Here is a 20,248-nt window from a genome sequence, read left to right on the forward strand (position 1 = left end):
GGACCAACGGCGTGTCTGAGATTCCGGTGCTGTCCGATTCCCAAAGGATGGGGTCCCCATGAGAAAAAAAATAGCGGGGAACGGCGATTGCGCGGCGGCCGAAAAAAGCGGCGTGTATCAAAAGCGACGCACGCAGATCATCGAGAAGGCCGCAAAGCTGTTCGCGCAAAAGGGGTATGCGCAAACCTCCATGCGGGAAATCTCCAAGGCCACCGGCATCGACTTGAGCAACCTTTATTATTTCATCGAGAGCAAGGAAGAGATTCTTTTCCGGGTCTTTGAAATGATTCACCGACCGGAAAGCAGTGTGTTCGAAAACCCTGCGATCATGGGGCTGGAGGACCCGGCGCAACAGCTCAGGGCCGTGATCCGCGAGATGATGCGCTTTTCCTTCCGCTACAAAGAGGAAGTGCTGCTGCTTTACAGAGAATCCAAGCAGTTGCCCAAAATGTTGCGCAAGGAGATTCTGATCCGCGAAAACGGCTTCATCCGCGAGATCGAAGCGATCTTGAGGAAGGGGGTTGAAAAGAAGATCTTCGTCATGGAAGACCCCGCCTTCACGGCCGACATGATCGCCTACGAACTCTCCTTTTTTCCATTGCGCAGCTGGAACTTGAAGCACATTTCCAAAGAAGCGCTCATTCAAAGGGTGGAAGCCCACATCATGGGCGCCATCACCGTTTGACCCTTTCCTTCGCAGGGCAGCGCCGGGCGTCGTTCAATCCATGGTGAACATTACCTTGATGGCGTCCGGATCCTGGAGCTGGGTACGGAACGCTTCGGCGGCCTGGTCCAGGGTGAAGCGATGGGTGATCAGGGGTTTTGCGCTCACCTTGCGGCTCCTGAGCAACTCGATGGCAGCCGGAAAGTTCCCGCCCAGACACCCGATCAGGGAAATGTTCTTGGCAATCACCGCCATGGGGTCCCAGGTCAGCGGCTGTTCGAAAATACCCACCAGCATGATTTTGCCGCCGCCGCGGGCCATGGTCACCGCCTGATCGAAAGTGGCCTGCACTCCGGCGCACTCCACCACCGTATTGACACCCATTTCACCGGTGGCGTCCATCACCGCCGCGGCGGCATCCTGGACGGCGGCATCGATCACTTCGTCGGCGCCGCATTCCGTGGCGGCCCGCAACCGTGCATCCCGCCTGCCGCCGGCCAGGATTCGGGCCACACCAAAACTTTTCAGCACCTGAACAGCATACAGGCCGATCACCCCGAGTCCCAGAACGGCGACGCTTTCATCCGGCTTGGGCTGGGCCCGGTTGACCGAAAAATAGGAGATCGATAGGGGTTCCACCGAAGCCGCCTCTTCATAGGTCAACTCATCGGGCAGGGGAAAAACCGTCCGCCCGATGGCAGCGAAGGGGATGTGCACGTACTCGGCCATGGCGCCGGGAAACTGATAACCCAGCAGCGCCATGTTCGAGCAGCGGTGGCCTTTGCCCCGTGCGCACCAGAAACATTTGCCGCAGGGTTTGAACCCCACGGCGGTCACGCGCATGCCCGGCGTGATCCCCTTGACTTGCGCACCCACCGCCACCACATCCCCGCTGAACTCATGTCCGAAAATGGTGCCCTGTTCGTCGCGCTTGTACACATGCAGATCGGACCCGCAAATGCCGCAGGCCTTGACCTTGATGATCACCCCGTGGGGTTCGAGCACCGGGTCCGGCACGGTTTCCGTCCGAATCTCTTTCGCTCCGCGCATCACGGCGGCTTTCATGGCATGGGCCTCCTTAGAATCGGTTGAGGTAGAGATCGTCGAACAGGTCCGATTTCAAAGCGCTGTCGGCGATGGCAACCCCGTGTTTACAACGAACGTTGTTATATATGTGCGGTTCGTTGTCAATAGGGTTTTGCGATTACTTACAAAACCCAAGGTTGGGGGCTTTCTCCATTGGAAATCGAAATCGAAATCGCGTGGAACCAAGGCGAAAAACGGAACTGATTCGATTTCGATCCCGAAACTGCTTGCGTCCGCTGCCAATCCCACTTGGGCTTTGTGCAAATCCGCATATGGTTCCCAAAATGTGACATCCGGCGGCTGCCCAGGAACACAGCCCAACCGGCACTACTTGTCCATGCCGCGCTGCATGCCCCGCAAGTAAGATATCTCCCCGATGTGCTCGGCGGCATGGGCGATCATGAAAGAGAAAAGCGCCCCCACAGGCATCTCGCCGAAATTCGGAAAGGTGACCTTCTCATTGAAGGCCTCGACCGGCATGCTGCGCAATTTTTCCTTGGTCTTGGCCCGCACGGCGTCGGCATAGCTCAGGATGTCGGCCAGTGCCGGCATGGGAAAAGCGTTGACCTGGTCGGCGGTATAGTGGGATCCTTCCTCATCTTCCGCGAGGCCGAGTTTCTCGTACCACTTTTCTGAATGCCAGATCAGGGCCTTCTGCTGGAGCATCCGCTGCATCAAGGCGTCCTCGGTGCGCGCCATGTGAAACAAGATCAACCCGATGGGGTTGCAGCCCGAAGCCGGCCGCCAGGCCAGCTCCGCCTGGGTCAGCCCCTCGAGCACGCGATCCTGCGCCCTCTTCAAGCCGGACAGCTCGATACCGATGTAACGCTGCAGTTCCATTATTCCTCCTTGGTTCAAGGCGTCGCAATTCATATCGTTCGATTCGCTTCGTTGTGCAGCGAATTCGGATTTTAGCTGCTATTCCCGCTGCCTTCAATCCTTTTCCCGCATGGCCGCGCAGAAAACACCATCAATTGCGGCGTCGGTGTTGCCCTGCGAAATCAGGCAGATTTCTTACCCTGAACCATTTTGATCTTGCGATGGTCTCCTTGTGTGTGGCAGGATTCCAAGGTTTTCATCCATATGGATTTTGCCGCCAGGCAGATCTGCAACAGCAATTCAATAGGAGGCTTAATGTATCGGTTCCAAGGCAAACAATGGGTGGCGATGACCGGAATGGTTGTCTGCCTGCTGATCTTCACGGCAGCTTCCGCCGCAGCCTGCACCGGCATTCAATTGCGGGCCGGGGACGGAACGGTTGTTCGGGGTCGAACCATGGAGTGGGGCAGCTTCGATATGCAAACCCGGGTGGCGGTAATTCCCAGGGGAACAACGTTTTCCTCGCCTACACCCGACGGCGGGCAAGGTCTTGCCTGGAAGGCGAAGTATGGTTTTGCCGGTATGGAAGTACTGGGCAAGGCGGTTTCCGATGGGATGAACGAGAAGGGTCTGTCCGGGGGCATGTTCTACCACCATGGATTTGCGGAATATGCCGAATACGACGCCGGCCGGACAGCAAAATATTTATCTCCGAATGATGTGCTGAATTACATCCTTTCCAGTTTTGCCACATTGGAAGAGGTAAGGGAGGGATTGTCGCAGGTCACGGTGGTACCGGTTGTCGACTCTGATTTTGGCATTCCCGCGCCCATTCATATGATGCTCAGCGCGCCCGGCGGAAATAGCATGGTCGTGGAATTCAAAAACGGAAAACCGGTCTTTTTCGACAATCCAGTGGGTGTGATAACCAACAATCCGACCTTTGACTGGCATTTGACCAACCTGCGCAACTACGGTTTTTTATCGCCGAAACCCTTCCCGAACACACAATGGGGTGATCTGAAAATCAGCCCGCTGGCCGGGGGCTCAGGGTTTATCGGTTTGCCGGGCGATTTCACGGCGCCTTCAAGATTTGTAAGGGCGGCGGTGTTCACCCAATTTGCCCGTGACACAAACAACGGCCCAGCTACCGTGCTGGAATCTTTCCGCATCCTCGACAACTTCAATGTGCCGCCCGCACAGTCCGAGGGTTCGGATCAATCGACGGCCGCAAGCCTTCCATCGGCCACGCAGTGGACGGTTGTGATGGATACCGGCAACCTGACCATGTATTACCATACGATGTTCAACCGAAGAGTGCGCAAGATCGATTTGAAAAAGATCGATTTCACAAAAGGGACCAAGCGCGGCATACCGGTGGACAAAAACCGGGCCCAGGACATCGAGGACCTGACGCGAGAACTTCACTGATCCACTGCACTGCACATTTCCGCGAGCGCGGCTTTTGTTCAATACCCGTGTGGAAGCAAGAGACGATGAAAGCAGACATGGACGTCGACCATGAAAATCGCTTATGCGGTTATGGAATTGCTTATAAACCAAAAATGAACCCGGCTTTGCCATAGGCCCCTGAAACAGCGAGGACGCCAAGCCAAGATGCATTCGGAAGCAGTGGACACCATCATCGTCGGCGGCGGCCTCAGCGGGATATATGCGGCCGCGCTGCTGGCTGAGAAGACAAAATCGTTGGTGGTGCTCGAAGCCCGGCCCCGTGCCGGGGGCAGAATTTCGAGTCCCGAGCACCATGGCTTTTTCACCGATCTGGGACCATCCTGGTACTGGCCCATGATCAACCCGCGGGTTTGCGCACTGATACAGGCCCTGGGCCTTAAAGGATATCCGCAATTTGAAAACGGCCGGGGCCGACTGCAGGCCAAAAACGGCCAAGTGGAAACCATTGCCGGGTATCCGATGAATCCGCCCGGATGGCGCTTAAGCGGCGGCATGGCCTCCCTGGTTGAGGGCCTTTGCAGCCGGATTCCCCAAGATGTCATCCGGTTGGACCATCCGGTCTGCGAAATCGAACGCCTGGACGATGGCGTTCGCGTCACCGTGGGGCATCATGACCAGGCGCCCCGATGCCGCCTGACGGCCGCCCGTGTAATTCTTGCCATGCCGCCCCGGCTCGCGGCACGCACCGTTTGGTTCACACCCGATCTGCCCTACGATCTTACCCAGGCGATGTTGAAAGCCAGTACCTGGATGGCGGGCCATGCCAAATTTTTTGCCTTGTACGATGCGGCGGATTGGCGGAAAATGGGCCTATCCGGCCAAGGGTTCAGCAGGAGCGGCCCTCTGGCGGAAATCCATGACGCATCCAGCGATACCGGCAGGCCGTACGGGTTGACCGGCTTTGTCGGCATCCCGGCATTGCGGCGCACAAACAGAGAGGCCATCATCCAGGCCGGCCTGGCCCAACTGGCCCTGCTTTACGGTCCCTCGGCCGCACAGCCGGCCAAGGTGTTTTACCAGGATTGGGCGCAGGAGGCATTCACCGCAACCGAGTATGACCTGCGATCTGCCCACAACCATCCCGAGTTCCATCCACCCTCCGGAAACACCAGCATATGGGGCGGCCGGTTGCATTTTGCCGGCACGGAAACGGCGGATGATTTCGGCGGTTATCTTGAGGGCGCACTGTCCAGTGCCGAACGGGCGGCTACGGCAGCGATCCAATCACAATAGATATTGGAGGAGGCGAACCTATATTTGGTGTGGGCGCAAACTTCACGATCATGAATTCAAACGCTTTTCCCTCAAACACCAGAACGGGCTGCTCGATCACAACAACCCATGGAAAACATAGGCGACCGAGGCAGTGCAAGGGACCTCTCCGGCTGGAACAGGCCTTGAGCACCGTCACCCTCACCATTGACAACATCCCGCCAACTTGGCATAATGGCCGCAAAAATCGAGACTCAATTGCAAAGATGTATCCTTGAAAAAATCGACCACCAAACCGACGCCCCTCGCCATCGCCCTTGCCAAGGATAAGCAACCGCGAGCCACACCCATTGATGTGTTCAAACTTGCGCGAAAACTTTATCTGCAAGGCAAACATATCAGCATCGGCGAATTGGCCAAAAAATTGAACGTCAGTCGGGGTACCGTCTATCGCTGGGTCGGGAGCAAAGATCTGCTACTCGACGAAATCTTCTGTTCATTGATCAAGCCGACTTTCGAACAGGCCATTGCAGCCACGCCGGGGCATGGCGTCGGCCACGTGGTGGGTGTGCACCGCCACTTCATGACCACCCTTCTCTCCTTTCCGGCACTGCAGAAATTCATTCAAAACGAAACCAATTACGCCTTTCGCATCCTGACCAACACAAACAGCGCCGTGAGCAAGCTGATCGTGTCCCTGACCGCTGATCATTTGCGTCAACAGGAAGCACAAGGCCATCTGCACCTTTCCGCCCCCCCCGAAGAGTTGGCCGAATTTTTCATCCTGGCCAACCAGGGCCTCATTTACTCCAACACCATCAGCGGCGGATCGCCGGCCATCGAGAAGGCCTGCGCGCTGATCCGCATGCTGCTATCCGGCCGGTCGCCCTCCGCGCCTGACCCCCAAACCGAATAAGCAAAACGCATCAGAACCGCCGCCCGCCCCCTCCTACGCGTCCACCGAACCCCCTTCAGCCTTACCTGTTGTTGTGTTCCATCCGACCCATATTCGATATTATCGAACAATAGACCCCGTCCGAATTAGGTTTTGCGAGGATCAAATTTAGGGATTCCCCGATTGTCAACAGCCGGTAGACTGTGTACGAATGGTGCTAAAGGCGATTCGGGTCGATATCGAACACTTTTCCAGTCCGGCTTACAGTGGATCAATTTTCCATTTGCATCGATCGGCCACCCACACGGGTCAAAGCCGGCGGCCTCGAAGACAAGCTGCTCAATCTTCAATGCAAAGGGGGTGATAGCGGAACGCCGTGGTATTGGACCACAATGGTTTATCGACCATTGGAACCGCCGATCCAACAACCTTTTTAACAACCAATCCTTGTATGGAGGAATTCGATGAAAACTTTCAGGAATCTAACGGTAGTGCTGCTGGCCATCTGCACACTTTTCCTTTTCACCGCCTGTGAGCCCTCCGGCGTACAGACCTATGACATCCGCAGCGGCAGCGGCATCAGCTCCGCGCGGGTCTTCTATCCGGGCAACATCGACCAGTTGAACAATGTGGGCGCCACCACCCTGTCCAGCGGCATGGGCGGCTCCAAAGAGGGCATGTACTGGTTGGCCGAACCCCTGGCCGAAGCCGGTATGGTGGTCATCGCCGTCAGCGCCAGCAACAACCAGACCGTGGGCGGTTATGAACGGGCGCATCGCGGCGGCCTGGATCTGCTGCAAAGCGAAAACGCCAACAGCCGCAGCCCCATCTACGGCAAGCTGGGTCAACGCGGCATCATCGGATACTCCAAGGGCGGCGGTGCGGTGATCAATGTGGCATCGGCATTGGGCAACCAGGTCGGCACCTGCGTGGCCCTGGCCCCCTGGTCCCCCAGCCCCACCCGCAATCACAGTGCGGCCACCATGATCCTGACCGGTACCACCGACGCCATTGCCCCGGCCTACATGGGTTCGGGCGCCTACCGCGGTCTGCCGGCGGGCGTGCCCAAATTGTACGCCTCCATGCGCGGTGAAGGCCATTTCTATTGGAACATGCGTTCGCGCCTGGGCAGTGAGACCGACTTCATCCGCGCCTGGCTGCAATACTACCTGGAAGACAACGATGGTGCCTACAATGTCTTCAGCCAGGGGCCGGGCAGCGGTATGACGGACTACCAGTTCGATCCGGGTGACGGCAGTGGCGGCAACGGCGGCTCCGGTTGCGATTAGTCCAACGACCATCTGTTTGCAAACACCCAGCGTGTGGCTCCATGCTGCCGTAGCGGCGCCAATTCATCCGTTCAAGGTTACGCTTCGCATCACAACGGCCACCTCCGGCCACCGTTGGTTCGAACCGTGGCGGGGCACCCCTTCTTGACCAAGGGCGCCCCGCCCACCTTTTCCAACCCCGCCCGCCGACGGATCCCTTCCACCTCGCCTGCGTCCCGGACAACTAAAATAGGCTTTTCGCAGCCTTGATTAAGGTATTCCCCAATTGCGATAAAAGCAGTCGCCGTCTATATCCTTATCAGGCTGTCAAATTTATGATCCATCTTCATTTTCTGTTTGTGCCGAGGTGTTCCATGATTCGCACACGTCGGCAATAAACACCGGCCTCTGCGCAAAGGTGACCTGTGCACCGTTGCCCACCGGCCGCACAACCTGCAAGCCAAGGAGGTGAAATCCAACCATTCTACTGTGTCGATCATGGGTTTATGGTCTTTGTACGGTAGTGAATCGAATGACAACGTTAAATGCAAAAACAGGGAGAAAATGATGAAAGCTTATAGAAAAATACTGGTCCTCTTGCTGGCACTTGGCTGCCTCTTCATGTTCACCGCCTGTGAGCCCTCCGGCTCCGGCGTGCAGACCTATGACATCCGCAGCGGCAGTGGCATCAGTTCCGCGCGGGTGTTCTATCCGGGCAACATCGCCCAGTTGAGCAATGTGGGCGCCACCACCCTGTCCAGCGGCATGGGCGGCTCCAAAGAGGGCATGTACTGGCTGGCCGAACCCCTGGCCGAAGCCGGCATGGTGGTCATTGCCGTCAGCGCCAGCGACAACATGACCGTGGGCGGCTATGAACGGTCTCACCGTGGCGGTCTGGACCTGCTGCAAAGCGAAAACAGCAGCAGCCGAAGCCCCATCTACGGGAAAATCGGCAAGCGCGGCATCATCGGTTACTCCAAGGGCGGCGGCGCTGTGATCAACGTGGCCTCCGCGCTGGGCAACCAGGTCGGCACCTGTGTCGCACTGGCGCCCTGGTCCCCCAGCCCCACCCGCAATCACAGTGCCGCTACCATGATCCTGACCGGCACCGCGGACACCATTGCGCCTGCCTCCATGGGTTCGGGCGCCTACCGCAGCCTGCCGGCAGGCGTGCCCAAATTGTACGCCTCCATGCGCGGCGAGAGCCATTTCTATTGGAACAGCAGGCGCACCCTGGGCAGCGAAACCGACTTCATCCGTGCCTGGCTGCAATTCTACCTGGAAGACAACGATGGTGCCTACAACGTCTTCAGCCAGGGGCCGGGCAGCGGCATGACCGACTACCAGTTCGATCCGGGTACGGGCGGTGACAACGGCGACAACGGTGACAACAGCGGCTGCGATTAATCAAAGCACCTGAGGTGAACTGGGACCCCCGTGGCATTTGTTGCACTAAAACAATAAAGCAACATACACCGCGGTTGCGCGGCCACACAAAAAGAAGCCCTTCCCAATCGGAAGGGCTTCTTTTTGTTGTTGGCAACCCAACGGGTGTGTACCAGCGGAATGATCCCGATGCTATTGAAGCGCAAACCCTAAAGATCGGAGGCGCCCCTCGATCCGGGCCAACAATGTGGCATTGCCTGTGGCCCGTGCATGGGCCAATGCCTGACCGGCGGCCTGTTGGGCTTCTGTCGAACGGTTGGCTGCGGCATATACAAAGGCCAATGTGGTCAATTTGCCCGGATCCCGATGACCGGTCAGGGCGGATGCCCGACGGGCGTGGCCCAAAGCGACCAGGGGGTCCCGCAGGCGATTGTCGGCAGCTTCGGCCAACAATTGCGCCAAAAGCTCGTGGGCGTCGGCCATATCGGGCGCCAGGCGGACCGCCTGATGCAGATGGTCGACGGCCTCGGCCAAGCGCTCCAGGCGCTGTAGAATGCGACCCACATGGTAGTGGGATTCGGCGATATCGGGCTGTACCCGCAGGGTTTCGCGAAAATAGTGAAGCGCTTCGTCCAGCCGCTCCTGCGCCGACAGTGCGAAGGCCATGTTGCCCATGGCCAATAGAAACCGCGGCCGCAAGCGGATGGCGCTCTCGAAATGGTCCTCGGCCGCCGCCAACGCACCCGTTTCCATCAGCAGAAAGCCAAGATCGTTGTGGATTTGGGCATCGTCCGGATCCGACGCCAAGGCCTGACGATAGTGGTCAATGGCAGCAGCCAATTGTCCCTGCTCGCCCAACAGCCATGCCAGATAGGCATGGGCCGGTGCGGGATGGGTCATTCGAGGCAATTTTTCTTCGATGGCGGCGATCTGCACATGCTGCAGGCGTCGGACCATCGCGGGATCGCCGATCAAATCGAAATCCATCGGGTTGGCGGCGCAATAGTCGGCCAACAGCGCTTCGTAACGCATACGCTGGTCCGGGTCGGCTCGGTCCAAATCCACCATTCCCGGAAACGGGGCGTGAACGGACAAGGCGTAGGCGGCAAAATCGATTTGGGTATCCACGGACTGAACGAGCTGCCGCACCGCTTGCAGGGTCTCGGGGCTGAGCCATGCGCGATGGGCCAGTTGACGCAACAGGGCCTGCTGGGTGGCCTGGCCGTGGTGCATCAGTTTGGGTGCAACGTACTCGAGCAAGGGGCGGTCGTCGGTATTGACCGGCCCCTCCCCGAACAACCGACCGAGATCTTCGGCCACCAGCAACCGTTTGAACAATTCCGGTTCGGCCAAGGCGATCTGATCCGATTGCCGGGCATGCCGGTGGCTCTCCCGGGCCCGGTCCCATGCCAACCCATTCTCGCCTTTGATGCCGACAAACAAGAAGTCTTTGGACAATCCGCCCGGTTCGCAGGATACCAGCACACTGTTGGGAAACACCTGGGCAAAGGTGCGGCCGATCAGGGCGAAGGTGGGCCAGTCCATCTGGTAACAGTGAAACCACTGCACGTAGAGGCCCCCTTCGGTCAACCGGCGCCTTGCCAGCTCGAAAAAATCGCGGGTGAACAGGGCGGCCATGCCGGCCATCCAGGGGTTGGAAGGTTCGGAGATGATTACATCATAGCGGGTGCGGGTCAAAGCCAGGTGGGCCATGGCGTCCTGAACGATGGCCCGGGTGCGGGGGTCTTCCAGGACATTGTTGTTCCACTGGGCAAACAAACGGCTGGCTTCGAAGACTCGGTCGTTGATGTCGACCACATCCAGTTGCGTCACAGGATAGTGGAGCACTTCGCCGGCGGTCACCCCGCTGGCCAGGCCCAGCACCATCACCTTCTCCGGTGATCGGGCGAACAGCATGGGAAAATGGGCCAGCAGGGTTTGGGTCTTCATGTCGCCCCGCGACGAGGCATCCATTTTGCCGCTGTTGGCCATGGACCGTTCGACTTCGCCGAAGGGGCCGGGATACTCCAACACCGTAGTGAATCCGCCGATGCCGTCCCCGTAATAGATCAACTCTCCCTTTTCGGTGGCGCCCAGTCGGCGGGCGCCGTCAAACAGGGCCCGCAGCCAGCCGGTGTCTTCGATGGTTTCCACCACACCCGGGGTTTCGTCCAAGCGGTGGTATTTGCCGGTGGCCAGCAGGTGGCGATTCCAGTCGGGATAGGCGATGCACAGCACCGTGCCGGCCGCCAGGGCCGCGGCCAGCGCCGCCCAGCGGGTCAGGGGCTTGCGCTGCCGGTGGAACAAAAGCGCCCCCACCGTCAAAGAGGAAAGCAGTTGCAGGCCGATCACCAGACGCAGGCCGTTCTCCTTGCCCACCAGGGGAATCAGCAGAAAGCCGGCGGCAAAACTGCCCAGCACGCAGCCGATGGTGTTGATGGTGTAAGCCACGCCGATCGAGCGCCCCACGCGATCCAGGGAGCGGGTGTAAATTTTGGCCACCAGGGGGAAAGTGGCGCCCAGAAAGAAAGTGGGCAATACCATGAAACCGAACAGCACCAGGGCCTTGAACAGGGAAAGCAGGGCGAACTGGTCGCCGAAAAGATGGATCAGTTTGGCGAAAAAGAGCTGGCTGTCGCCGAGCAGTTGACTGATGCCCAAAGCACAAAGGGCGGCCACGATCTGGCTGCCCACCAGCAACGCCGCGGCATCGCGACTGCGATCGGCCAGGCGTCCGAAGACCAGATTGCCCAGGGCCAACCCCACGATGAAGGTCACCAGCACAATGGTGAAAGAGTAAGTGGTGGGACCTACGATCAGGCCCAGCAACTTGGTCCACAGCACCTCGTAGGCCATGGCGCAAAACCCCGAAACCATGAAAAGGATCAAGGCCCCGCGCAGGACGACCGGCGGATAGGCGGCGGGCGCGGCGGTGGTTTGGGGTGCCGGCCTTGCAGGCGGTGACCGATCCGGCCGCGCCGTTTTGGGCCGCGCCGCGTCCGCCGAAGCCGGCGCCAGTGCCAGACAGGCCAAGCCGATGGCGCAGTTGAGGGCGATGGCGCTCAGCATGGTGCCCCACACCCCCAAGACATTGAGCATCCAGAAGCCGCACAACAACGCCCCCAGGGCCGCTCCAAGGGTGTTGATCCCGTACAGCCTTCCGGCGTGGGCCCCCAGAGTGTTCAAACGATCCACATAGAAATGGCACAGCACAGGTAAAGTGGCGCCCATGCAGATGGTGGGCAAGCCCAGGATCAAGGCGGCCCCGACGAACAGGAAAAAATTGTACCAGAGGGTATGGGCGGCATACAGGTGGTGGTATAGCAAGCCGTACATCCCCTTGGAAAGCATCAGCAGCAAGGGTACCAACAGCGCGTAAAGACCGACGGTCAACTCCAGCAAACCGTAGGCCCGCACCAACTGCAAGCCTTGAAAGCGGTCGCTGTGGCGGGCGGCGATGTAGCTGCCCACACCGAGCCCCCCCATGAAAACCGTCAAAATGGCAGCGACGGCAAAGGGCGCACCGCCGATCACCCGTGAAAGCAGGCGCATCCAGACAATCTGGTAAACCAGGCCGGTGAGTCCGGATAAAAAGAAGCAGAGCAGGATGAACCCTGCCAAACGGTGGGTCGGATGGCGTGGGACGGTTGTTGGTTTCATCATCTACCCGCAACAAGGCACCGCCCGAGGCGGAAACCCTGTCGATTGGGGGCAGGGGGGCGAACCCACCCTGCCGGGTGTGTTGCGCCATCAGATTGGGATGTGCGCCGATCTGTTTTGCCGCGAGCGGAAGCCTGTTTCCACACAGCGCGGCTTGGCCGGTCGGAACGCCCGTCGGCAAGGCGGCCCTGCATCCACCGCAAGGCCGCCCGCCGGCGAACGACGGGTGATTAGTTCAGATCCTTGAAGCCTTTGCCCTCTTTAACCAATTGCTCGAGCAGCGCGGCGGGCTTGAAGTCATCCCCGTACTTGGCTTGGAAATCTTTCATGACCGCCAGGATCTTGTCCAGGCCGACCAGGTCCGCATAAAACATGGGGCCGCCGCGATAGAGCGGCCAGCCGTAGCCGTTGATCCAGATCACATCCAGATCGCTGGGCCGGACGGCGATCTTCTCCTCCAGGATCTTGGCCCCTTCATTGATAATGGGGTAAACGCAGCGTTGCAGAATCTCTTCATCGGAAATATCCCGGCGATCGAAGCCCTTCTTTTGGGAAAAGTCGATGATCAGCTGGTCCACTTCCGGCGCGGGCAGCGGTTTGCGCCCCCCTTGTTCGTAATTGTAGAATCCCTTGCCGGCCTTGAGGCCGAAGCGGCCCTGCTCACACAGCAACTCGCGAATGGTGGAGCCGGTGGAGTTCTCCTTGCTCCATCCCAGATCGTTGCCGATCAGGTCGTACAGCTGAAAGGGCCCCATGGGGAAACCGAATTCGTACACCACCTTGTCCACCTGGGACGGCAGGGCCCCTTCCAGGATCAGCTTCTCGCTCTCGCGACGGCGCTGGGCGAACATGCGGTTGCCGGCGAACCCGTAGCAAACCCCCACCACCACGGCGATTTTCTTGATCTTCTTGGCCAGGGCCAAGGCCGTGGCCAGGACGATCTTGGAGGTCTTCTCCGCGCGCACCACCTCCAGCAACCGCATCACGTTGGCCGGGCTGAAAAAGTGAAGTCCGAGCACCGATTCGGGCCGCTTGGTCTGGGCGGCGATCTCGTTGACATCCAGATATGAGGTGTTGGTGGCCAAAATGGCATCCTTTTTACAGATGCCGTCCAACTTGGCGAAGATCTCCTTCTTCAGGTCCATGTTTTCATAGACCGCCTCGATCACCAGGTCCACGTCGGCCAGGTCCTCCATGGCCAGGGTGCCGGTGATCAGCCCCATGCGCTTTTCCACCTCCTCGGCGGTCATCTTGCCTTTGGAAGCAGTGATTTCATAGTTTTTGCGAATGGTGGCCAGACCGCGGTCCAGAAACTCCTGCTTGGACTCCATCAGGGTCACGGGAATGCCGACGTTGACGAAGTTCATGGTAATGCCGCCGCCCATGGTGCCGGCACCGATGATGCCCACTCTCTTGATGTCCAGCTGGGGCGTTTCCGCGGGGATGTCGGGGATCTTGGCCACTTGACGCTCGGCGAAGAAATAGTAGCGCTGGGCGGCGGACTGGGAGCCGCTCATCAATTCGGTGAACAGCTGGCGCTCATAGGCCAAGCCCTCGGCAAACGGCTTGTGCACCGCCGCTTCCACCGCCTTGACGCACGCCTCGGGCGCTTCGAAGCCCCGCTTGGTCTTGGCGATCACCTTGCGGTATTCGCTGAAAATTTCCGGCTTGCCGCGGGCTGCTTCCACCTTCTCGTTCATGGCGCTGACTTGGCGCAAAGGGCGATTTTCCGCAAGCACCTTGCGGGCGAAGGCCACGGCCCCTTCGGCCAGATCCCCCTCCACAATCTCGTCGATCAATCCCTCTTTAAGAGCCTTGGCGGTACCGACAGGATTGCCCGTGGCGATCATGGGCAACGCCTTTTCCGGACCGATCAGCCGCGGCAGCCGCTGGGTACCGCCGGCGCCCGGTAGCAGGCCGAGCTTGACTTCGGGCAACCCGAACTGGGCCGTAGGCACAGCTACCCGGAAGTGGGAACTCAGGGCGGTTTCCAGACCGCCGCCGAAGGCCGTCCCGTGAATGGCGGCCACCACCGGCTTGGTGCATTCGTCGAAGACGGTCAACACGTCAGGCAAATGGGGCGCCTTGGGCGGCTTGCCGAATTCGCGAATATCCGCGCCGGCACAAAACGTACGTCCCTTGCAAATCACCACGATGGCCTTGATTTCAGCGTCACCCATGGCCATGGCGATGCCGTCGGCCATACCTTTGCGCACCGGATATCCCAGGGCGTTCACCGGCGGGTTGTCGATCCAAAGCAGACCGATCTCTCCCTGTTTTTCCAATGACACAGCTTCCGTGATGGCTACCATTGATCCTCCTCCTTTTTCGACATATAGTGTTCGGCAATGAAAAATGAAATAAGAGACCCTGCGGGCAACGGAACAACCGCGGGATTTTCCAACACAAGGAACAGTTCGCGCCTTTGTATAATCACACCTTGGCGCGGATGTCCATCCATGAATTGAGGAAACAGCGCCATGTCGACCGCTCCTTTCGCCCCTTTCGACCTGTGCATCATCGGCGCCGGACCCGGTGGGTTCGCCGGCGCCATGCGGGCCGTGGACGCCGGGCGGCGGGTCTGCCTGATCGAAGCGGATGAAATCGGCGGGACCGGCGTCAAGTGGGGTGCCCTGGCCTCTAAAACCATGTGGGAGCTGGCAAAGGATTACGCCGTGGCGGCCAAGCGGGATCGCGGCTACCGCTGCCGCGACTTGCAAGTGTCCTATTCGGCTGTACGCGCAACGGTAATGACGGCCATCGAAGAGAAGCAGCAACAAATGCGCCGGCAGCTGGCCGTCTTCGCCGAAGGCCGGCGCACGGCACCGGGCAGCATCGCCTACCTGCAGGGGCGGGGCCGCCTGGCGGGGGACGACCGGGTCGCTATAGCGCTCAACGACGGCACCGAACGGGAGATCCGGGCCGACAACATCCTCATCGTCACCGGATCCAAACCGCGCCGCTTCGCCCACATCCCCGTGGACCAGCAACGGATCTTCGATTCGGACGGCATACTGGACCTCCAGCGTTTCCCACCGCGGCTGATGATCATCGGCGCGGGGGTGACCGGATGCGAGTACGCCACCATCTTCTCCAATTTCGGCCAAACCAAGGTGTTTCTGGTGGACCACCAGGAGATGATCCTGCCTTACGAGGACACCGATGTGAGCGCCTTTGTCAGCCGCAACCTGGAACACAGCGGTGTCACCATCCTTCACTCGGCCCGTCTGCGGGACATCGACCAAAACAGCGACCACCTGGAAGTGGCCCTCGATTTCGCCGACGGCAATGAAACGGTGGTGGCGGTGGACGCGGTCCTGATCTCCATCGGCCGCGACCCCAACACCCGGGGCCTCGGTCTGGCGTCGGCAGGGATCGTTCCCGATGCGGCCGGCTTCCTCGATTGCGACGCCGACTGCCGTGTGCGGGGACGCATCTACGCCGCCGGCGACGTCACCCACCGCCCCGCACTGGTCAACATGGCGGTGATGGAGAGTCGGCACGCGGTCAAGCACATGTTTCGCCTGCCCACCCGACCCTTGAGCTTTCCCAACATGTCCACCGTGATGTTCTTCAATCCCGCCGTGGCGGCCGTCGGACTGAACGAAAAGGGGTGCCGGCAGCGGGGACTGACCTATCGTGTGGCCACCTACACCAATGCGCTGCTGCCCCGCGCCATCGCCATGCGCGCCACCCGCGGCTTCGTCAAAATCATCGTCAGCGACGACGATCAGCAGAAAATCCTGGGAATGCGGGCCGCCGGCCCCCAGGTCTCCAGCACCATCATGACCATCGCCCTGCTCATCGACCAGGACATGGATGTGCGGGAGGTGGTGGGCTCCATGTTTCCCCATCCCACCATGTCCGAAGTGATCCAGGAGTGCCTGCGGCTGCTCATGGGCAAATCGATCTACAAACCCGAAGCCTTCCCCGACCACCTCACCATCCGCCGCTGGCACCCCACCCCCTGAACCCAACGACCCAACAACCCAACAAACTCAACCAACTAACGTATCTGGCCGTGCAATGTCGTCGTCGCCGGCACCGGCAGGTCGTGCCGGCCGATACGGTCCAACAACAACCGCAAGGTTGCGGTGGAAGCCAGGTTGCCGGCGGCCAGGGCGACCGCGCCGATCAAGTTGCCTGCCAGACCCGCCCGCAGCGCCATGGCAGCGGTCAACACCACCGTCGCCAGGTAGGCCGCCTGTCCCGCGATGACGGTCAACGGCTTGCGGCGCAGGGCAGCCAAGCCCTCGCCCTGGGCACGCATGGCCACTGTCAAGGGAAAGAGCACCAGTGACCAGGCGGCCGTTTGCACCAAGGGCAGATCGGCGAGGGCCAGGTTTTGCAGGCCCACATAGTACAATTCTGCAATCCCCGGCACAATGAAGAGCAACGGCAAGCATCCCAACATCCCGCCGGCGGCCATGGCGAACCACAAAATGCCACGGTCGCGGCTTGCGGGGGATTGAAAAGCCAACACCACCTCCTGAATACGGGTGGTGCCGAAGGCCACCGGCGTGGCCAGCCCCAAGGCCAGGTAGTAGGCCGGCAGCATCCGCTCCGGATCGGCCGCCCGGGCGATAAAGGCGCCCAGCACCATGGCGGACAAGGCCAGCAGATAACCGCTCACCGACAACGGCAGGGTGAACCACAGCAGCTCGCGACGGGTCGGCGGCGGGCCCTCCCCCTCCGGCAGACGCCCTATAAAGGGTCGGGCCAACACGGCCGAGGCCCCCACCTCCAGAGCCACCGGAAGGGTCAGGCAAACAATGGCCCACAAGGGACCCACGGCCCCCAGAAAAACAAACAGAGGCGCCATCAGGGCGGTGATCAGAATGCGCATGATGGTGGCCATGCTGGCGCGACCGGCCGCCATGCCGTTGTACATGCTGACTTGGTAAGGAATGCGCGCGAAAAACAACCACTGCAACGGTAAACTCGCCAGCAGGGTGATATGAGCGGGGTGGGCGATGGTGGGCGGCAGACCGATCAAGCCCTCGAACAGCAGCCGTGCCGCGGGCGGCAGGCACAGCAAGGCCTGGACGGCCACCGCGACCAGGGCCAGGCGATGCACCACGGACCGGAAACGGACAAAGGCTTCGCGCCGCTTGCCGAACACCATGCCGGTGGCGATCAGCCCGAAGCCGAGGGTGCCCAGCAGAAACATCACCATGTTGGACTGTGCCAGGCCCGCCAAGTTCAGCGGCCCTCCTTGCCCGCGCGAGGCCACCATGGCCACCAGCGGATAGGTCAACCCCTGGGAGGCGGACTGCAACGCCAACGGCGCGAAAAACCGTGCCAAGGTCGCAAAACCCGCCCTGTCGGCAACCGATGTCGTCATCCCGTTCATCCGTTCCGGCATCGCAACCGTTGCCCGTTAAAAGTTTCGATCCGGTTTAACATTTTGTAATTTCAGCCTTACGGGTACCGCCGGATGTGTATAATGGTTGCAAAATCCACCGGAGTGAGCAACATTAATACACCGCTACCATAAAGCAACCGGGCTTGCCGCCCGATGGCCACCCGGTACGGACGCCACCGGTAGCAAGGCCGGCGATCACCGGCGGCGCCACCGAGATTACCGATACCCAGTGCCCGGCCGAGGAAACGCGCAACGAACCGTTCATGAAGAAACGCACCCCACCCCACAACACCCGCCACGCCCCCCCCGCGGTCACAAACCCCGGCGACCTGGATCTGCCGTTGTCCAGAGACTTGCTGGTGGGGTTGTATGTCCTGCAACGGGGCCGATTCGTCGAAGCGGATGAGTCGTTGTGCCGCATTCTGGGCTACGCCGATCCCGCCGATCTGCTGGGCCGGCGCTTGTGGGACATGGTCCCGCCCGATGCCCACCGCCGGGTCACGCTTCGCCGGCAGGCGCCCGCGCCGGCGGATGACCGCGAAGCCGGATTTCCCATCCAGCGGTCCGACGGCACCGCGATCCGGGTGCGCATGCAGGGGGTCCGGGCCATGTACCGGGAGCGCCCTGCCAACGTGGGCTACCTGATCGACCTGAGCGCCATCGAATACGTGGCCGATGCGCTGGACAAATATCGCACCATCATCAACGCGGTTGAGGACTCTGTTGCCGAAGTGGACCTGGATGGCACCATCCGTTTTTCCAACCTGTCGGGCTTTCGCATCTGGGGCGTGGACATCAACGAAACCATCGGCCAGGACTACCGCGCCTACACCGATCCGCAGACCGCGCAATCGATTTACGAAGCCTACAACAAGGTGTTTCGCACCGGCGAGCCGGGCAAAAACATCATCTATGAAATCATCCGCAAGGATGGTCAACGCCGGATGGTGGAAGACTCCGTTTCACCGATCCGCGGCCCCGATGGCACGATCACCGGCTTTCGAACCGTCAGCCGGGATATCACCGACCGCATGGTGGCGGAAACCCGGCTGGCCGAACACCGCACCCGCCTGGAGGCGATCTTCCGCAGCGTCAAGGATGCCATCATCACCGTGGACCCCGAGTTGCGGGTGATCGAAGCCAACGCCTCGGCCGAAACCATTTGCGGCCTGGACACCCGGCGCATCGTGGGCCGCGTTTTCCCCCAATGCCTGCGCGACTGTGCCCGCTCGTGCTGCGACGTGCTGCAGCAAACCCTGCAGAAGAAGAACACCATCCGTGAATACCGGGTCGAGTGCGGGCTGGCGCAACGGCACCATCAGTTGGTCAGCGTGAGCAGCTCGCCTCTGTTGAGCCCCGAAGGCCGCTTCATGGGCGCCGTACTGGTCATCCGGGACATCACCCTGCTGCGCGACATGGAGCGGGAGCTGCGCGAAAAACACCAGTACCAGAACATCATCGGAAAGAGCAAACGCATGCAGGAGATCTTCAACCTGCTTGAAGAGTTGGCCGACCTGGAAACCACCGTCCTGCTCACCGGCGAAAGCGGCACCGGCAAGGAGCTCATCGCCAAGGCGCTGCACTACAGCGGCCAGCGCGCCTTCAAACCCTTCCTGGCGGTCAACTGCTCCGCCCTGGCCGAAAGCCTGTTGGAAAGCGAGCTGTTCGGACACGTCAAAGGCGCCTTCACCGGCGCCGTCAGCAGCCGCCAGGGCCGTTTCCAGGCCGCCAACGGCGGTACCCTCCTGCTGGACGAAGTGGGCGACATTTCCCCGCTGATCCAGCTCAAACTGTTGCGGGTACTGCAGGAGAAGGAGTTCGAACGGGTCGGCGAAGCCTCGCCGCAGAAGGTCGACGTGCGGGTGATCGCCTGCACCAACAAAGACCTGCGCGAGAAGATCCGCAACGGCGAGTTCCGCGAGGATCTTTACTACCGCCTCAAGGTGGTGGAGATTGCGCTGCCGCCCCTGCGCGAAAGGCTCGACGACGTGCCTTTGCTCACCGAACACTTCCGCCAGATGTTCAACAAGCGTTTCCGCAAGAACATCGAAGGGGTGAGCGACGAAGTGCTGGCCGAATTCATGAATTACCACTGGCCCGGCAACGTCCGGGAGCTGGAACACGTAATCGAACGCGCCTTCGTGCTCTGCCACGGCACCCTGATCGGCCCGGAACACCTGCCGCCGGAGATCCGCGGCCATAAAACCGCCGCCGTAACACTTCCCGCCGCCGGTCCCCCTAAAAAGAAGAAACAGGCACAAGAAATCATCGCTGCCCTGAACCAAACCTTCTGGAACAAATCCAAGGCCGCCGCACGGTTGGGCATCAGCCGCCAGACCCTCTATCGCAAGATGAAATCCCTCGACATTTTGCAATCCCATGCCGACCGAACATTGCCCGACCGTTGAACCAGCCCATCG

General features: G+C 60.2%; 14 protein-coding genes. 8 read left to right on the top strand and 6 right to left on the bottom strand.

Annotated elements, in window-relative coordinates; all coding sequences use genetic code 11:
• Positions 1-58 precede the first annotated feature (58 nt).
• Positions 59-685 carry a TetR/AcrR family transcriptional regulator gene (locus MRX98_RS01310; RefSeq protein ID WP_246902335.1) on the top strand — a complete coding sequence of 209 codons (627 nt, stop codon included), beginning with the start codon at positions 59-61 and terminating at the stop codon, positions 683-685.
• A gap of 33 nt (positions 686-718) precedes the next feature.
• On the opposite strand, the gene MRX98_RS01315 is transcribed toward MRX98_RS01310, so the two are convergent.
• Together MRX98_RS01315 and MRX98_RS01320 are read right to left on the bottom strand one after the other, a co-directional pair.
• A complete protein-coding gene (locus tag MRX98_RS01315; protein WP_246902336.1) occupies positions 719-1,729 on the bottom strand; it encodes a zinc-dependent alcohol dehydrogenase in 1,011 nt (336 codons plus the stop codon).
• Positions 1,730-2,077: 348 nt separating this feature from the next.
• Positions 2,078-2,590 (bottom strand): DinB family protein, encoded by a 513-nt coding sequence (locus tag MRX98_RS01320; RefSeq protein WP_246902337.1) that lies wholly within the window; start codon positions 2,588-2,590, stop codon positions 2,078-2,080.
• 243 nt (positions 2,591-2,833) lie between these two features.
• Here MRX98_RS01320 and MRX98_RS01325 point away from each other — a divergent pair, with 243 nt between their 5' ends.
• From MRX98_RS01325 to MRX98_RS01345, 5 genes are all read left to right on the top strand, one after another.
• Positions 2,834-4,000 carry a linear amide C-N hydrolase gene (locus tag MRX98_RS01325; protein ID WP_246902339.1) on the top strand — a complete coding sequence of 389 codons (1,167 nt, stop codon included), beginning with the start codon at positions 2,834-2,836 and terminating at the stop codon, positions 3,998-4,000.
• A gap of 186 nt (positions 4,001-4,186) precedes the next feature.
• The gene (locus MRX98_RS01330) at positions 4,187-5,275 is read left to right on the top strand and encodes a flavin monoamine oxidase family protein (protein ID WP_246902341.1); all 1,089 of its coding nucleotides are present in this window, start codon (positions 4,187-4,189) and stop codon (positions 5,273-5,275) included.
• A gap of 253 nt (positions 5,276-5,528) precedes the next feature.
• On the top strand, positions 5,529-6,170 hold the full coding sequence (locus tag MRX98_RS01335; RefSeq protein ID WP_246902342.1) for a QsdR family transcriptional regulator: 642 nt from the start codon (positions 5,529-5,531) through the stop codon (positions 6,168-6,170).
• Positions 6,171-6,613: 443 nt separating this feature from the next.
• On the top strand, positions 6,614-7,438 hold the full coding sequence (locus MRX98_RS01340; RefSeq protein ID WP_246902344.1) for a poly(ethylene terephthalate) hydrolase family protein: 825 nt from the start codon (positions 6,614-6,616) through the stop codon (positions 7,436-7,438).
• 546 nt (positions 7,439-7,984) lie between these two features.
• Positions 7,985-8,824 carry a poly(ethylene terephthalate) hydrolase family protein gene (locus MRX98_RS01345; RefSeq protein WP_246902346.1) on the top strand — a complete coding sequence of 280 codons (840 nt, stop codon included), beginning with the start codon at positions 7,985-7,987 and terminating at the stop codon, positions 8,822-8,824.
• 171 nt (positions 8,825-8,995) lie between these two features.
• On the opposite strand, the gene MRX98_RS01350 is transcribed toward MRX98_RS01345, so the two are convergent.
• The 3 genes from MRX98_RS01350 to MRX98_RS01360 all read right to left on the bottom strand — a co-directional run bounded on the left by MRX98_RS01350 (position 8,996) and on the right by MRX98_RS01360 (position 14,945).
• Complete coding sequence (locus tag MRX98_RS01350) at positions 8,996-12,466, bottom strand: fused MFS/spermidine synthase (protein WP_246902348.1); 3,471 nt, start codon at positions 12,464-12,466, stop codon at positions 8,996-8,998.
• Between the two features lie 227 nt (positions 12,467-12,693).
• Entirely contained in the window at positions 12,694-14,775 is a 2,082-nt protein-coding gene (locus MRX98_RS01355) for a 3-hydroxyacyl-CoA dehydrogenase NAD-binding domain-containing protein (RefSeq protein WP_246902350.1), read from the bottom strand.
• Positions 14,769-14,945 carry a hypothetical protein gene (locus MRX98_RS01360; RefSeq protein WP_246902352.1) on the bottom strand — a complete coding sequence of 59 codons (177 nt, stop codon included), beginning with the start codon at positions 14,943-14,945 and terminating at the stop codon, positions 14,769-14,771. The genes MRX98_RS01355 and MRX98_RS01360 overlap by 7 nt, the downstream gene beginning before the upstream one ends.
• On the opposite strand from MRX98_RS01360, the gene MRX98_RS01365 reads away from it, so the two are divergent.
• Positions 14,944-16,434: a dihydrolipoyl dehydrogenase family protein gene (locus tag MRX98_RS01365; RefSeq protein WP_246902354.1), complete on the top strand. Its 1,491-nt coding sequence runs from the start codon at positions 14,944-14,946 to the stop codon at positions 16,432-16,434. The genes MRX98_RS01360 and MRX98_RS01365 overlap by 2 nt on opposite strands.
• A gap of 35 nt (positions 16,435-16,469) precedes the next feature.
• Here MRX98_RS01365 and MRX98_RS01370 read toward each other — a convergent pair whose 3' ends face one another.
• On the bottom strand, positions 16,470-17,807 hold the full coding sequence (locus tag MRX98_RS01370) for a hypothetical protein (RefSeq protein WP_246902356.1): 1,338 nt from the start codon (positions 17,805-17,807) through the stop codon (positions 16,470-16,472).
• A 164-nt stretch (positions 17,808-17,971) separates the two neighbouring features.
• On the opposite strand from MRX98_RS01370, the gene MRX98_RS01375 reads away from it, so the two are divergent.
• Complete coding sequence (locus tag MRX98_RS01375; RefSeq protein WP_246902358.1) at positions 17,972-20,236, top strand: sigma 54-interacting transcriptional regulator; 2,265 nt, start codon at positions 17,972-17,974, stop codon at positions 20,234-20,236.
• The last annotated feature ends 12 nt before the right edge of the window (positions 20,237-20,248 follow it).

Origin of the sequence: Desulfatitalea alkaliphila (assembly GCF_022968795.1) — a bacterium.
GTDB classification, from domain to species: domain Bacteria; phylum Desulfobacterota; class Desulfobacteria; order Desulfobacterales; family Desulfosarcinaceae; genus Desulfatitalea; species Desulfatitalea alkaliphila.

Bases quoted from the DNA above. Each gene is read 5' to 3' on its own strand.
- MRX98_RS01310 (WP_246902335.1), top strand. From the start codon at position 59: ATGAGAAAAAAAATAGCGGGGAACGGCGATTGCGCGGCGGCCGAAAAA.
- MRX98_RS01315 (WP_246902336.1), bottom strand. From the start codon at position 1,729: ATGAAAGCCGCCGTGATGCGCGGAGCGAAAGAGATTCGGACGGAAACC.
- MRX98_RS01320 (WP_246902337.1), bottom strand. From the start codon at position 2,590: ATGGAACTGCAGCGTTACATCGGTATCGAGCTGTCCGGCTTGAAGAGG.
- MRX98_RS01325 (WP_246902339.1), top strand. From the start codon at position 2,834: ATGGATTTTGCCGCCAGGCAGATCTGCAACAGCAATTCAATAGGAGGC.
- MRX98_RS01330 (WP_246902341.1), top strand. From the start codon at position 4,187: ATGCATTCGGAAGCAGTGGACACCATCATCGTCGGCGGCGGCCTCAGC.
- MRX98_RS01340 (WP_246902344.1), top strand. From the start codon at position 6,614: ATGAAAACTTTCAGGAATCTAACGGTAGTGCTGCTGGCCATCTGCACA.
- MRX98_RS01345 (WP_246902346.1), top strand. From the start codon at position 7,985: ATGAAAGCTTATAGAAAAATACTGGTCCTCTTGCTGGCACTTGGCTGC.
- MRX98_RS01350 (WP_246902348.1), bottom strand. From the start codon at position 12,466: ATGATGAAACCAACAACCGTCCCACGCCATCCGACCCACCGTTTGGCA.
- MRX98_RS01355 (WP_246902350.1), bottom strand. From the start codon at position 14,775: ATGGTAGCCATCACGGAAGCTGTGTCATTGGAAAAACAGGGAGAGATC.
- MRX98_RS01365 (WP_246902354.1), top strand. From the start codon at position 14,944: ATGTCGACCGCTCCTTTCGCCCCTTTCGACCTGTGCATCATCGGCGCC.
- MRX98_RS01360 (WP_246902352.1), bottom strand. From the start codon at position 14,945: ATGGCGCTGTTTCCTCAATTCATGGATGGACATCCGCGCCAAGGTGTG.
- MRX98_RS01370 (WP_246902356.1), bottom strand. From the start codon at position 17,807: ATGACGACATCGGTTGCCGACAGGGCGGGTTTTGCGACCTTGGCACGG.